The organism is Mycoplasma haliaeeti (genome assembly GCF_048284645.1).
Classification (GTDB): Bacteria; Bacillota_I; Bacilli_A; order Mycoplasmatales; family Metamycoplasmataceae; genus Mycoplasmopsis.
This window is the reverse complement of record NZ_JBLWAB010000001.1, coordinates 54,331-70,331: the sequence shown is the minus strand read 5'-3', so window position 1 is coordinate 70,331 and position 16,001 is coordinate 54,331. Positions and strand designations below refer to the sequence as shown.

8 protein-coding genes are annotated in these 16,001 nt (G+C 29.8%); 3 read left to right on the top strand and 5 right to left on the bottom strand.

What is annotated here, in order from left to right:
* Nucleotides 1-75: 75 nt before the first annotated feature.
* Nucleotides 76-1,581, top strand: a complete 1,506-nt coding sequence (gene gpmI, locus ACNQ2T_RS00200; RefSeq protein WP_418035682.1) for a 2,3-bisphosphoglycerate-independent phosphoglycerate mutase — start codon at nt 76-78, stop codon at nt 1,579-1,581.
* A gap of 1,300 nt (nt 1,582-2,881) precedes the next feature.
* Nucleotides 2,882-4,582, top strand: a complete 1,701-nt coding sequence (locus tag ACNQ2T_RS00195; protein ID WP_418035681.1) for a hypothetical protein — start codon at nt 2,882-2,884, stop codon at nt 4,580-4,582.
* Between the two features lie 136 nt (nt 4,583-4,718).
* Here ACNQ2T_RS00195 and ACNQ2T_RS00190 read toward each other — a convergent pair whose 3' ends face one another.
* From ACNQ2T_RS00190 to ACNQ2T_RS00175, 4 genes are read right to left on the bottom strand one after another with little or no spacing between them, the layout of a single operon-like run.
* Nucleotides 4,719-5,969, bottom strand: a complete 1,251-nt coding sequence (locus tag ACNQ2T_RS00190) for a cell division protein FtsZ (RefSeq protein ID WP_418035680.1) — start codon at nt 5,967-5,969, stop codon at nt 4,719-4,721.
* Nucleotides 5,970-5,978: 9 nt separating this feature from the next.
* Nucleotides 5,979-7,184 (bottom strand): MAG3720 family protein, encoded by a 1,206-nt coding sequence (locus ACNQ2T_RS00185; RefSeq protein ID WP_416755079.1) that lies wholly within the window; start codon nt 7,182-7,184, stop codon nt 5,979-5,981.
* Between the two features lie 32 nt (nt 7,185-7,216).
* Nucleotides 7,217-8,125: a 16S rRNA (cytosine(1402)-N(4))-methyltransferase RsmH gene (rsmH, locus tag ACNQ2T_RS00180; RefSeq protein ID WP_418035679.1), complete on the bottom strand. Its 909-nt coding sequence runs from the start codon at nt 8,123-8,125 to the stop codon at nt 7,217-7,219.
* Nucleotides 8,112-8,546, bottom strand: a complete 435-nt coding sequence (locus ACNQ2T_RS00175) for a division/cell wall cluster transcriptional repressor MraZ (protein WP_418035678.1) — start codon at nt 8,544-8,546, stop codon at nt 8,112-8,114. Before ACNQ2T_RS00175 ends, rsmH begins: the two co-directional genes overlap by 14 nt.
* 378 nt (nt 8,547-8,924) lie before the next feature.
* On the opposite strand from ACNQ2T_RS00175, the gene ACNQ2T_RS00170 reads away from it, so the two are divergent.
* Nucleotides 8,925-9,914, top strand: a complete 990-nt coding sequence (locus ACNQ2T_RS00170; protein ID WP_418006211.1) for a YwaF family protein — start codon at nt 8,925-8,927, stop codon at nt 9,912-9,914.
* 15 nt (nt 9,915-9,929) lie between these two features.
* Here the strand turns inward: ACNQ2T_RS00170 and ACNQ2T_RS00165 are convergent, their stop codons facing one another.
* On the bottom strand, nt 9,930-15,881 hold the full coding sequence (locus tag ACNQ2T_RS00165; protein WP_418035677.1) for a hypothetical protein: 5,952 nt from the start codon (nt 15,879-15,881) through the stop codon (nt 9,930-9,932).
* Nucleotides 15,882-16,001 lie beyond the last annotated feature (120 nt).

Genomic DNA, 16,001 nt, shown 5'->3' with positions numbered 1-16,001 from the left:
GATTATTGCAAGTTTTTATTTACATATTTATAAGAAAACAATATAATTTTTTTAATTAATTTAAAAGGAGAAAAAATGAAAAAAACTGTACTTATCGTTATTGATGGACTAGGACTTAGAGCAGAAAAACAAGGGAATGCCTTTGCTTTAGCTAACACTCCTACATTTGATAATTTATTAGCAAATTACCCTAACTCAGTGCTTCAAGCTTCTGGAGAATATGTAGGACTTCCAAAAGGACAAATGGGAAACTCAGAAGTTGGACACTTAAATATCGGGGCTGGAACTGTTGTATACACAGGACTATCTTTAATTCAAAAAGCCTTAGATGATGGGACATTTGGTGAAAATAAAGCTTTTATTGAAGCTTTTGAAGCTGTTAAGAAAAATAATAAAACTTTACATGTGATGGGATTACTTTCTCCTGGGGGAGTTCACTCACTTGAAAACCACTTATTTGAATTATTAAAATCAGCACATGTACATGGTGTTAAAAAAGTTGCAATTCACGCTTTCGGGGATGGACGTGATGTTGCACCTAGAAGCATTAAACCTTCATTTGAAAAATTAGATGCTTTATGTAAAGAATACGGATATAATGTAGCTTCAATTTCAGGAAGATTTTATGCTATGGATAGAGACTCAATGTTTGATAGAGTTGAAAAAGCCTATGAAGCTATTTTGGGTAATTCAGATCATAAATTTAATACACCACTAGAATATGTTGATGCACAATATAGTCAAGATATTAGTGATGAATTCTTTGTACCAGCAATTAATGCTAACTTAACTAAAGAAGACTTTGTGCAAGATGGAGATTCAATTATCTTCTTTAACTTTAGACCTGATAGAGCAAGACAATTAACACACTTATTTATTGGATCACCATTATATGATGTAAAACCAACACACCCAAGAAACATTGATAAATTTGTTTCAATGATGAAATATGAAGGAATTAATACAATTATTGCCTTTGATGAAATGCAAATTACAATGCCAATTGGTAGAGTTCTTGAACAAGCTGGATTAAAACAATTAAGAATCGCTGAAACTCAAAAATACGCTCACGTAACTTACTTCATGGATGGTGGAAATGATATTGAGTTTAAAAACTCAAAACGTATCATGGTAGATTCACTTAAAGTTGAATCATATGCTGATGCGCCTCAAATGTCAGCTCAAGGAATTACTGATGAATTGCTTGCTAATGCACTTGATTTTGATGTAACTATTATGAACTATGCTAACCCTGATATGGTAGGACACACAGGTAACTTACAAGCTGCAATTAAAGCTGTTGAATTCTTAGATGGCCAAATTGCTAGAGTTATAAAATGAGCTCAAGAAAATGATGTAACAATCTTTATTACAGCTGATCATGGTAATGCTGAAATTACTGAAGATGCTAATGGTAAACCAGCTACAAAACACACTTCAAGTCCTGTAATGTTTGTATGTAGTGATAAAAGTGTTAAATTAGCAGATGGTAAACTTGCTAATGTAGCTCCAACTGTATTAGACTACATTCATGTAGCGCAACCAAAAGAAATGGATGAACCATCTTTATTAGTTAAATAATATAAACAAGGATATAAGAAAATAAATTAAATTTACAAGGTAACAATACTAACAGCATTTTGCTCTAACAAATTATTTTGCATTCAAACATTAGTTCGTTTTATGCAAAATAATTATTGTGGTAATTAAAGAAATCTGAAGAAATATCAGTCTTAGTGCAAAAAAAGTTGCTAGAAATACATATCCTATTAAAATAAAATGATAAAAAGAATCAATCCAAATAAGGCAATAAGCAATTTTAAAGACAATTTATTTGTATTAAAAAGTCTTACTGAATCAATTATTTTTAGTCTATTTTTGACTATAGCTTTTATTGATTTATCTAATTATTGAATACTTTTTGCCTGAATAAATCCATTTATATATTGAAATTTGTATAAACTGATTTGATTATATAAAAATAAAAAAGGTGACTTTTTACCTTTGTATATCCCTAGATATAAGTGAAATAAGGAATCAAATGTAAAAAATACTTGAATATATAGATATGCAATAGGATGTAATAAACAATATCGTATGGTTAATTTCTTTTGAAACAGAAAGAAAATCTACATAAATACAAAATATGAAATTATTGATGAAAAAAATGTGAATAATAACATATTTAAATTTAGAAATGATTTCTATTTACTAAGACGAAATAAACTTCTCATTTTAATCAAAAGAAAATTAATATGATGAATGATACTTAATGGCTTCTTATCTACAACTTTAACATCATTATTTTTTATAATTACAACATTAACTATATTAGTTAAGGAAAAAGTTTATATGAGTCAATATTCATCCATAATATGTTATATATCTATGGCAGTATTCTTTATATATATTTCGCCTATAAGGTACATTTTCTATAAACGCTTTTTTGTGAATCTGTGCAAGGATTTAGATGAATATTTAAGTCTAGATGTAGATATCCCAAATAATATTGAATGAATATCTTTTGTAGGTAAAAATCGTAAGCATTATATTGCAAAAATTTATATACCAACTATAAAAAAAATTAACGAAGCTACGCGCTAGGTAGTTTCGTTTTTCTTTCCTTTATTAAAATTGGAATTAATGATCTAAATCATTTATTGTTTGATCGTATCGTTTAAAAATTTTATTAAGAGTTCACTAATGCTCTTATTTATTTTACTTGGTTCTAAATTTAAAGTATTTAAACTCCAAAATCTGAAAAAAAGGGAAAACATGTGGAAATTTCCACATGAAATCAAATTTTATAATGTACTTAATAAAATAAGCCTATAATGATTATATATACAATTAATTCTTGTATATAAATTAAAGAGGTGAAATGAAAAAACATAAATCATTATTATTACTTTTGGGTTCAATATCCTTTTTACCATTTTGCACACTTATATCATGTCAACAAACTGAAAAAAGTGAATTGAATGATAATTTGAACAAAATTAATGGTATTAAAGAATTACTTTGAGTAAATCCAAACAAAAACTTTGATCTTGATGGGCTAAATAAAGCAGTATTAAAATTTATTCCAGCACAGGATCATGAAGTTTACTATCCTTCAGAAACTTATTTAAAGTCGCTTAATTTAATTATTAAAACCATAAACAGAAATCCAAAGATATACAACAAAGATGGAACAATAAATAAAACAGCTTGAGTAAATATTAATTTAGTAAATAATTACTTAAACTACATGAATAGTTCCGATTCCTATTTTATAAAAAAAGAAGAGAAAAAAAGCAAACTAGGAGATATGGTACCAACTGTTTATATAGCATATAAGAATATTACGATACCTTTATATAAACAAATGGATTTATCAAATAAAGATATTGGATTTTTTACTCCTGTAGGGGAAGGCAAAAACATAAATTTCTTACAGGATATTTTACAAAGTAAAAATAAAATTAATTTAGCTAAATATAGCGACGAACACAAGAAGCTTGTGCAAGATAATAGAAAATATGGACTAGATTTAGTCACTTCTCTTAGTCTTGCTCAATTGGAAGGCAATCAAAAAGCAGAAATGATACCTGCTTGAAATGTCGAAGAACAGATTTTTAATAAGCTTTATCCAAATTATGAATTTAATATTTCAAGTTTCCTAGCCCAAGCTTGAAATAACAAGCTAGAATTTAGCGCTAAAAGTAAGGATCCAGAGTTTAATGCCCCTTTATCATACTTAAATAAAGATAAACTTGTGCAAGCTATAAATGGTTATACAGTACAAGAATTGTCATACGTAAATAATAAACTATCTACATTACTGGAAGATAAGAAACTATCAAGCAGCATGCATGAATCATTAGTTGCCTTAAAAAATAGTTTCTTATCTAAGTATGATTTAGCATACTTAGATAATGATAAATTATATATTGACTATAAGCCGGAATTTGAAAAGAATAAATTAGAGGAATTAAATCCTAATGTACACTTTTATAAAATTTCTATTCCTGTAAAGGTTCAACATGGTGAACTTAAGCCAGAATTATATATGGTTTATGGCATAACAAATAAGGTTTTTATTAACTATCAACCAGAAAAACATGTACCAGCAAATCGTGCATATTCGCATAGCTCTTTTGAAAGTTTTAAATTATACTATCAAAAAGTCTTTAGTGATCAATTTGATAGATACCAAACTAAAGCAAGTAATGAGCAAGCATACATTGATCAATTATATGATTCGATGAAAGGTGACCAACTAAGCAGGGATATACAAAATACCATAGCAAATGAAACAATTGAAACATTTGACTTCATTGTCCCACTAATTTTACAAGATAATGAACCTGAATTTGTTATAAATAAGGTTCCAAATGATTTTATTACAAGTCTAGTATATAGAACTTTTGATTACTTTAAACTAGATTCTCGTTTAAAATGACAGCCACATAAGGCCATGGCTGTAGATGACTTTGATAAACGCATTAGTAAAACTTATTTAAATGAAACACCTTATGACTTAGCTACTTTACACAATCAATCAATACCTGAAATAGCTGCTTTATTAAGCAAGAAATAGTTGCAAAATGCTCTACATTACAGTAGGGCATTTTTTATTCAAGGCATTATAAAACTAAGGGATAATAAAACAGCCTAGGTATTAGCTAGGCTGTTAACAAGGAAACATTAATTATTCCAAGTCTTCGCAACATCGACTATTTTGAAATAAATCAACTTGTTTCTTCTTGTTCATCTGTTAATGAAGTATCATCAATATCAAAATATGAGTTTAATTCTTTAGTTTGAGCATATTTAACTTCCTCGGTAGCATGTAACAAGGCGTTTGAATCTGCTTCTAAAGTATTTTTGATCATTTCATTTTCTTCTTCTTGTTCAAGCATTACTTCTTCGGTATTTTCAATTTCAGGTTGCAAGTCTGAAATTGCATCAATCTTAGAAGTTACCTTTTCTTCTTGCGCATTGGCTGTAGTTGCATCTACACCTGAGGCAATAATAGAAACTTTGAAAATTTGTTTGTTATCTTCAGTTTCAACGATTTCTTGACCAATTTTGCAATCATTGATAAAGCCATCTTGACCTGAAAGAATTTCGTGTATGCTAGAAACTGCGTTTCTAATTTCTTTGTTTGTGACTAATTTGTCATGTTGGATATTGATTAAAAGCTTAGATGCATGTTTAATGTCGTATTCGTATAGATTTGTTTCGAAAGCTTTTTTAACAGCTTTTTCAGCACGATTTTCACCAACAGCTTGTCCGATACCAACAATAGTTAGACCTGAATCTTTAAGTGTGTGCTTAATGTCAGCAAAATCAATGTTAATTGTGCCGACACGATTTAAAACATCATGGATTGCCATAATAATATTTTTTAAGGTTATGTTTGATAATTTAAGAGAATCAGCAAATGGGACATCTGGATTTTCATCAGATAATTTTTCGTTTGAAAGAACAATGTAAGAGTCAACAGCTTGTTTAAGTTGTTCAATACCATTTTGTGCTACAAGCATGCGATTTTTTCCTTCGTAAACAAATGGTGTAGTAACTAGACCAATAGTTAGTGCACCACTTTCTTTTGCGATTTGAGCAATTTTTGGGCTGGCACCTGTACCGGTTCCGCCACCAAATCCAGCAGTAATAATTACAACATCAGCGTCTTTTAAGGCTTCTTTGACTTCTGTTGTTGATTCATCAACTGCTTTGGCTCCAAGTTTAGGATCTGACCCTGCACCAAAACCACGATTTTCTTTTCCTAAAGCAACCTTATGAGTACATTTACTTTTTTCTAGAGATTGAAGATCTGTATTAGCAACGATAAAATCTACGTTTGGTAAGTTTTCATCATACATCATATTAACTGCGTTGTTTCCAGCGCCCCCAACCCCTATGACCTTTAGGGAAATGGCTGTCTTATATGATGCTGCGTTATTGTTGAATTCATTATTCATAGTGTGCTCCTATCTTAAGAAAAATCTACTAAAGAGTTTGCTTAATACGTTATTTTTGGCTTTAGGGTGTGCATAATCAATTTTGCTTAGCACAGTGTTATTTTGGATTGCTTCAACTTTGTGTTCATTGGTAATTAGAACAACTTGTTCTAAAAGTGAGTCTTCTAGAGCAAATAATCTAAAGTTGTTGTCATTGTCAAGACTTTGGATTGTCATGTTGTGTTCATTAAAACGAGCGAAAAATGTTTCTTCAATATCCTTAACCATTCATGCAAGTTGACCAGTAAATGCAATGTGGCTTAATTGATTAATAAGAGGATTTTTGAAACTTGTCATAGTGTATTTTAATAATTCGTTAAGCAAGGAGTTTTTGAATGCACTATATTGTTGATTAATTCCTTCAAGTGCTGGAATTAATGATTCTTCTACTGTTTCATTGTCTTCATTTTTGATTCTATTTTTAACTTGATATTTAATAACTTCTAAAGTATCAAGTTGGCTACCATTATCAAGTACATTGTAACCAAGAGGCAATTTTTTATAGGTTAAAATTGCACCATTTTTAACTACAAAGAAAGCAATATAGTCAGCTTGTAAATCTACTACTAGGCTTGAAGTAGGAATATTTTTCATACTTGCTGCTAATACTTGACTTTGTAAAAAGTAATTAATTTGGCAATTTGGAATGTTAGCTGAAAAGCAAGCTTTAAAATCATTGATTGAATTTAAATTTGTCTTGAAAACTGATAAATATTGAGTAATTGTTTCAGCTATACGATTTTTAGGAATATCTTTATATTCCTTGATAATTTCATTTTTTTGCATAGTGTAATTGATTGGAAAACTAGCTAAGAAATCCTCAATTACGTTAGCTTTAGTTAATGTGGCATTTTTTTGAGCAAATAATTCAGCTAGAATTCTTGAATCATAACTAGTGCTTTGACAATTTAGTTTATTAACCATAATTTTTTGTTCTAAATTAGGAAATAAATTGTCATCAAACACATAGTTTAATGTCACAATATCTTTTTTGGCAATTTCCTTAACTTGAGACATAATGTCATCATGTCAAGAAACTAAGTCACTTGGGTGTGAATAAGAAATATGATTTGTGGCGCTTAATTTAACATTTAAGTAGTTATCGTTTGTGTTATTGATGAACGCAAAAGAACATTCATTGGTACGAATGTGAAAGTTTATAAAATACTTCTTCATAACTACTCCTTATAAATTATTGATTTATTTTGTTAAATTAATTTCTTTATGACACGTAATTTTGCGCTACGAGAGCGATTATTTTCTTCTATTTCTTGTTTTGAAGGTTTAACCTGTTTTACTAAGAATTTTTTCTCTTCCATAACAGGCATCTTGCTTGGGAGATCACTTTTGGTTAAGTCTTTAATAAAGTCCTTAACCATTTTATCTTCTAGCGAGTGGAATGTAATGATACTTAATGTTCCATCCTTATTTAATAATTCAGTTGCATCAAGTAATAATTGTTTAAGCGAATCCAGTTCATTGTTAACTTCAATTCTGATTGCTTGAAAGATTGCTTTAGCTGGATTTTTTTGTCTTAATAAAGCTGCTGGGTAGGCAGATTTAACAACATCAACTAACTGCATGGTGGTTGAAATTGGTCTAGCATTTACGATGGCTTTCGCAACTTTTTTGTTAAGTTTTACATCAGCGTATTTTCATAAAATGTCAGCCAGTTTCTCTTCAGAGTATGAATTTACTACATCATAAGCACTTAGCTCTTGTTGTTGATTCATCCGCATATCTAATTTAGCATCTTTGTTATAACTAAATCCACGTTCGGCTTGATCTATTTGAGGTGATGAAATTCCTAAATCAGCAATAATACCATCTACCTTATATATACCTAGTTGATAAAGTTTAGCTTTAATATCTTTAAAGTCACTTTTAACTAGGGTAAAATTGGAAGCAATTGCGCTTAATCTTATTTGTGATTGTGCTAAAGCATAATCATCTTTGTCGAAAGCGATTAGCCTTCCATTTGGTATCTTGGCTAGAATAGCGGAAGAGTGTCCGCCCATACCAACAGTTAAGTCTACATAAATACCATCAGGTTTTATATTTAGTGACTCAATAGTTTCATCTAGCATAACTGAGTAATGTAATTTATCTTGAGACATCTTGAGACAAGAATTGTGCTAATTCTGCCATATCCTCCACTGTATATTGATTTTGAATTTCATCGTATTTTTCTTTAGCTCAGAGTTCAACAATTGAACCCACTCCGATAAAGATTACTTCTTTTTGGATAGATAATTTTTCAATTATTGGTTTAGGCAGGGAAATTCTGTTTTGGTTATCAAGTACGATTTCGAAAGTGTTTCCAAAAATATATCTAGCTAATGTTCTGGTTTTGACATCAAATCTAGATTTGTTTTCAATCATCGCAATGTATGCTTGAAAACCTTCTTGAGAACGCACTTCAGCATTACCATCAAATCCGATGGTGATGTAAAGTTTGCTTCCGAGTTCATCTCTAAAAACAGGAGGTAAAACTACTCTGTTTTTATCGTCGATATTTCGTGTTTGTGATCCGTACATATTTACCACTTCCTCCCACTATCCACCATAATTCTACCATTTATTAATAACACAAAACAAAAAAAGTTAAAAATTTTCTTGGAATTTTGACACTTTTGTAGTAGAAAAAACTATATAAAGCCATTTTGAAACTGTTAAGTTAGCTAAAAAGCTAAAAAATAGCTTATTTTATTGATATTTTTAACTTTTTTTAGTATTATGAGTATATATTACACAAAAAGCATAAATGTGGAAATTATGCTGTTTGTTCCACATTTATGCTTTTGGGTAAATAGTGGGAGGAAGTTATAAAGGGCTAAAAAATTAACTTTTAGCCATCATAATGCAATTTGTAAATTAGCATTTTTACTTTATAATATTACTTATTGAAAGGAAGTAATGAATTTAGAACAAAAGTATTGATACCTTAAACATTCTTTTTTATCATGAACCGGGACAGATAATAACTTTGCTAGCAACTTATCGATTACTTTATTATTAATGAAACTTGGACTAATTGCTACTGTTATTTTTGTAGTGCTATGATGAATATTTAAACGTCAAATTGCAGCTTCATGGCAAAAGAATAAACCATCTGAAAAAATGCAAGAGATCTTAATTAGAGCCACTGGAATTTTATTGCTACTTGGAATGTTTTTACGTTCATTAAATATGGGGCTAAGTCATTATCCAAGAATTTGAGAATCAATTCCCTTGCACTTTTGTCGTTTAGTTGGCTTATGTATTGGATTTACTTTAGCGCTTAACAAACCTAAAGCCTTACGTTATTTTGCTTCACCTGCATATTTAGGAGCCTTTATTGCATTAGCGATTCCTGATGTTAAAATCGTATTTACTCCAAGCGAAACTTTTACTGTCTTTGGTCAAAGTTTCCAAGCTGGAGTAAATACCACATATTATGTAGCTTGAAATAATGTTTATTTCTATGATCTAATGGGATTACATATCTTTATGATTGTCTCTGTGTCAGTTTGTGCTGTACTTTACCCTTATAAGATGACTAAAAAAGATGTTGCTACTCAATGTAAGATTTTTCTTTCATTCCTATTAACTGTCTTTACTATTAATGCTTTCACTGATGCGCTAGCACCAATTGAATGAAAGAGCAACTATTTCTACACCGGAATGAATCAATATAATGGTTTTGCTAACTTAATAGGCCCATTACTTCACTGACCAACAAGTCTAGTTACATTATCTGTTTTTGGAGCCTTTTACTTCTTTGCAAGTGCTTATTTATTTGAAATTCAAGATAAAGTTGTATTTTCATTTAGCAAAGGAAAGAAATTTATTTCCCTAGCACCAAGCTCTAAAGGTTTTAAAGAATCATTTATAAGAAATAAAGAATGCAAAAAAGCCCGTTGTTAACGGACTTTTTTCATGCTATTTTTTACGTTTTTTAAGTTTAAGTGGAAGATAAATTAGTAGACCTATAACCGGAATTAAAAGTAAGCTAAATCATGCATAAGCAGCATGAGAGCTTGAACCTTGAGCAGGTTTTTGTTCCTCTGGTGTTGGCTTAGAATCCGGATTATTTGGTTTTGGGTTAGGACTTGGAATTACTGGATCAGGTTTAGGATTTGGTAATGGTTCTGGAATGTGAATTGATTTTTTAACTTCAGAGAAGAAATTTTGAATTTTTGTATAAATATCATTTAGCTGAGTGAATGTTAAGTTATCCAAACTAGCTTTTTGAGTTTCATCACTAATAAATTTAGTTATTGTTTCCTTTTGCAAGCTTAGTTCAGTTTGATTATCTACTAAGAATTGTTTAAAGGTGTTAGCTAATTGATTAATTTCTTCTTGGATAGCTTGATACTTTTGAATCAGCATATTTGATTGCTCTTTAGTAGAATTATATGCTTGATGAGCTTTTTGCTCAAGGATAAGCAATTGATTTGTGTTGAAGTTATATTGTAATTCTTTAGTAATAGCTTCAATTTGAGTTTGATAGTTAGCTTGGATATCTTTTTCAATTGGTAAAGAGAAATCTTGAGCTTGTGCAAGTAATCCTTGTAATTCTTTTACAGCTGTTTCATAGGCATTATTGTAAGCTAATTCATTTGTTAGATTTGATTTTAATGCTTTCATTTGATTTTGAATATTAATAGCATCAGAAATTTTATCTAGCGAGTCAATTTGATTTAGTAAGTTTTTAAATATAGCTTCATTAGCTTGAATGATAGCTGGAATGTTATTTTGCATTTTTGCTATTGCACTTAATTCAAGTTTTAAGTCATTTTGCTTCATTTCCAATTCATTTTTAGCTTGTAGGGCTTTATTGTAGGCTTGTACAATTTCCTCACTTGTAGCTTGAATTAATGAATCTGAAACTTGTCCTAATTCGTTAGGAGCAAAAATAGAATGTGTTGCAATAGCTTTTAAATCATTTAAATAAGCATTATAAATAAGTTTTAAATTAGCAGGTTGTTGGAATTCGCTTGCTTTAGTTTGATATTCTTGCAGAGTATTAAGCAATTGCTTATATTGAGGTTGCAGTTCAATAGTAGATTGAATAGTGCTATCTAATGTTTGAATTTCTGCTTGATATTGAGCAAGATTATCTAAATTAAAGCTTAGCGGACTAATATTAGCACTAATTTTTTGGCCTTGTTCAAGTAATTGTTCTTTGATCAATTTAAAGTTTGAGATTTCTAGGCTTGAAAGTTTATCGGTAGCTTTAGCTAGTGATACTTTTAAGTTATTTATAACTTGATTAATTAGTTCTTTTTCTTGACCTTGTCCATTAACTAATTGATCTTGAATTTGTCTAGTTAAAGTTTTAATTTGCTGTGTGCTTAATTCTGGACTTAATTGGTGTTGAGTAATAAAGTTTTCTAATGAAGCTTTAAGATCCTTAAATAAAGGATTTGTAAGTTTACTTGTATAGTTTGACAATTGTTTTAGAGCTATATTATAGGCTTCTTTAGCTGAATTATATTGACTTAAAGCTATTGTTCTAGCTTGAGCAGCATTGTCTATATATTTATTAAAGTCTTGTTGTATTTTAGCTAGTTCTTGGGCATTGAAGTTGAAGTTTAGTTCATTTTGCAAGTTGTCTAGACCTGCAACATAAGGCTGAAGCATATTATCATAAGCTGGTAAGTTATAAAGACTTGAAGCTTGGTTTTTAGCTTCTTGTATTTGGTTTTGCAACTCTTTATAAATTTGAATGTAGTTATTATCACTAGCAATTGAGTTTGCTAAAGTATCAATTTCTTGTTTTATTATTGCTGCACCTTGAACTTGGCTTAGTTGATTAATCTTATCTTTGATTTGATTTATTAAGCTTGCTAAGTGGGCTAAAACTTTTTCTTTAGCTTCAGGAAGAATATTTTTTATAACTTCTTGTAATTGATTATTAAGCTCTTGTTTTTTGAGACCTAGGTCAATTTGATTGCATTCTTTTACACCATCTTGGTAGGCTTGAGTTAGTTTTTCAACCAATGGTTGTAATGCATTTGAATCAATAGAAGCAAAATCTTTAGCTTGATATTGATTTGAAGTAGTAATTTGAGAAACAACCTTATTAAATTGATCTAATACACTTTGATATGCAGGCTTAGCAAATGCATTTTTACCTTGGGTAATTAAATCATTGATTTTGTCATAGTCACGTTTTCAATTAGGAGCCACTTGTAATAAATGAGAAACATTTTTAACTAAATCAAGTACTTCTGCTTTTTTGCTAAATGGCTTAGTATCATCATTTAATAAAGCTAAGTATTGATTTGCTAAGTTTAAATAGTCTGTTTTATAGGTTTCAAGTTGCGAAATAGAGAATTCTTGCAATTGTTTAATTAAGTTATTTAATTGCTTAATTAGTTCTTCTTTATTTGATAGAGATTCTAAATATTTTTCTTTTAATTGGTCTAGAGCTTTTAATAATGCATCATAACTATCTTGAATTTGCTTTTTATCTAAACTAGTTGTTACTTTTGAACTAAAGTCACTAGCAAGAGAATTGATATTTTCTTGGTCTTGACTAGAAGCATTAATATAGTAGACTTCTTTACTATAGTTTAATGCATTAAAGGTTGAATTAATAGTCTTAATAAAGCCATTGAAATCAAGTGCTTGAGATAACTTGCTATTAAAACTTTCTTGATCTTGTGCTGCATTTAAGATTGCAATTTCAGCTTGCTTTTGTTCTTGTGATAAGGCATCTAATAAAGTTTCTTTTGCTTGTGGCAAGTTTTGACTTTGCGCTTGAGTGAAATCTTTTTTGGCTTGGATATAGGCTTTTACGTTATTAACAGTTAGGTCTTGACTAGTAATTTGGCCTTTTATAATGTTTTTTTGGTATGTAAATAATTTGTTTGAAGTATCAATTTGATTAATTAATTTATCAACAGCTTGCTTATAGGCATTTGCAAGTGAATCTTGCATTTTAGTAATGCTTTCTAATGCAGAAGTATAAGCTCATAATTCTGAAGAATTAGCCAGTGTTTCTTTACTTTGACTTAGTATCTTAGTTAATTCATCTTGTTGCTCGGTTGATAAGATATCAGTATTAGCAAGAGCTAAAGAGATGTTATCTAGTGTTTGACTAGCTTGTGATAAAGCTATAGTTTTATTTCTTAGTTCTAGAATGTTATTGAACTTAGTGATAAATGTTTCTGGATCTAAATCAGTGTTCTGGTCAAAATCAAGTAATTTGCGTTCATTGCTATTTAGTGGGGCCAAAAAGTCTTCTTGAGTAACTTGCAATGGATTTAGATCATTAATTTGCTTAATTTGTTTCATTAATTGAGTTACTTGAGCTTGCTTATTGTCTTGACTAAGACTAGAAAGCATTTTTATATAACCAGTTTTTTGTCAGTCAAATAAGTTTTTTGATTCATAAATAGTTTTTTCATTAGGATATAGCTTAATTATTTTTGATTTTAGCTCTTCAATTTGTTTTATTTGACTCTTTAGCTCTGCAGGTGCAATAGGATTTTGCTTTTGAGTTTGCATTTGAAAAATAAGTTTATTAATTTGATCTAAATAAGCTTGTCTAGCTTCAGTCATAAAGGCATTAAATTGGTAAGCAGTTTGAAAGGCATCGTTTTGCTCAATTAAGCTATGTGCTTGAGCTAAAGTGTTACCATAATCCTTAAAAGCTTCTTCTACTTGTTCTAGATTTGAAAGAGATTTAATTGCAGGCTTAATTTCAGCTGCAAACAGTAAAACTTCTGGGCTTGTAAGTTGATATTTAGTAATTAGATCATTTAATTGAGATATAAAATTAGATACCTTAAGCAATTCAGTTGAAAGTTCTGATAATTTTACTTTTAAAGCTAAATAGGTGCTAAGGCCATTTTTAATATCATAGCTTTGATTAAATGCACTATCTAGTGTGCTAAAGCTTTCTTTGTATGAATCTAGTTTCTTTTCTCAAACTTCTAGCCCTAAATTTTTATATGTAAAACTTGATTTAATTTTGCTCATTAATTTAGTTACTCTTGAAAAGATGTCAGCATCTAAACATAAGTAGACATTCATATTAAGATAATTGTTAATGTAGTCTTTTACATTAGCAAAATTAATCTCACTATTAGAAATATTATTATTAAGCTGATCATTAAAGTTACCTTTTAAATCTTGCTTTAAGGCTTGGATGGTATTAGCTTGTAAAAGAGATGCTAGATTAGCATTATTTTTTTCTAATAAAGCATTATTTGAATTAATAGTGCTTTGTAATAGTTTGCTTAAATTATCCATGTTTAAGACATCTTGCTCAAATTTATTTTTTAGTTGGTTTAGTTTAACTTCATTTTCAGCTGTTGGTCTTAAAATGGTGTCAATAACATCTAAATAAGTTGCCTTTAAGTAAGCATCTAGATTACTTGGGTTGTACTCTTGTAAAATTTTATCTTTTCACTGGCTAATTTGGGCTTTAAAAGCTTCAATATTTTGATTATGTGGAGTGTTAATTACAGTTACATTGTAGCTAAATTGGTTATAAGCTCTAGCTTGATAAAAGGCATTAGCTGGAGTAAGTTTGTAAGCATTTACTGTATAGCTTGCATCTAATGGGAAATATAAGTCTTCACTTAATGTAGCTGTATATTGGTCACTAGTTCCTTCAGGGACTTCAAAGCTAGCAACTACATTATTGCCTTGTTTAATGTCAACATGATATCCAGCTAGATTTTGCCCTTGAATGGTAATATGATTGTCATTTACTAAAGGATTTGAGGCAGTGAGGGCTGAGTTTCAGGTATTAATGTAATTATTTTGTAACTGCATATCAGTTAAATAATAATTACGTTTATAAACATTTTGAATAATAGCAGGCCCTGGATAGTCCATATAAACTATTCCAAGCTTAGTAAATTGTTCATTCTCACTAAGGTATTTATTAAATTTTGGATCTAGAGTTTGAGATGAATTGTATGGATATCCACCAGCAACTGAAAAGAAGTTTAAATATAACATTCTAGAATCATAACTATTAGCATTAGCTACAGGCATAAAGTTAATTCCATCAGTGTACTTTTGTTCAACAGAATCATTGAAGTTATCTTGCATAGTATTTCTTTGGATAGCTTCTCAGTAGTTAAATCCTCCTGATCAAACTTTAGCTTTGTAATCTTTTTGAATATCAATCATTTTACCAAGCACTTTGTGGTGTCAAAAGTTAGCTATAACAATCTTTCCTCTCAAGTTTTTAAGTCTAAAATCATCCATTGTTAGTTGATCATATTCCTTACCTGTAGGGTTAAATAGTTTATTATAGATTCTTGGTTCACTAAGTAATTTTAAGTATTCCTTTGCAACATTATCTTGATTTCAAGCATTGTCAACATTAATTGCATCTGGCTCATCTTTAACTCTTAGGAAGACAAATTCACTTGGGTTTTTATCCAGGAAGGTAACAATATTATTTAATACATCAGCAAATGTTGTTGTTAAATAAGTAACACCATGACGCACATTTAAATAAGCATCACATCTAACATCAAAAGCACGAATTCCAGCATACATTTGTTGCATGTAATTCATTGATTGAGTACGAGCTCATCTTCATCCAACTCCTCAAGCTGGCCCTACCCCTTCTCAAGCTCCAGAATCATGTGTTCCAGGTAGTGACATTTGGAAAATGGTTTTCATTCCATTAACATCTTTCATTCATTGGTTAGCTTGATATTGTCCATAATATTTTGGATACTCAGTACTTGCTCATTGCGTACCAAAATAAACGTATGATAAGTCATTATTTTTTCATACGTCGGTATTTGATACAGATACTGGGCTAGTAGTTGTATTGCTACTTGCCCCTAAGACTGTCAGGGTACTAAGGGGAAAAGCTAGACAACTAGCTAAAAGAAGTGCTTTGCGTTTTTTCATATTGTGCTCCTATATTAGACATATTTATTTAATTTATTTATAAATTATAATACAAACAAAAATAGTAAAAAAGGCAAAAATGCTATTTTTTTAAGCGCTTTTGCCTTTTTTAGTAAAGAA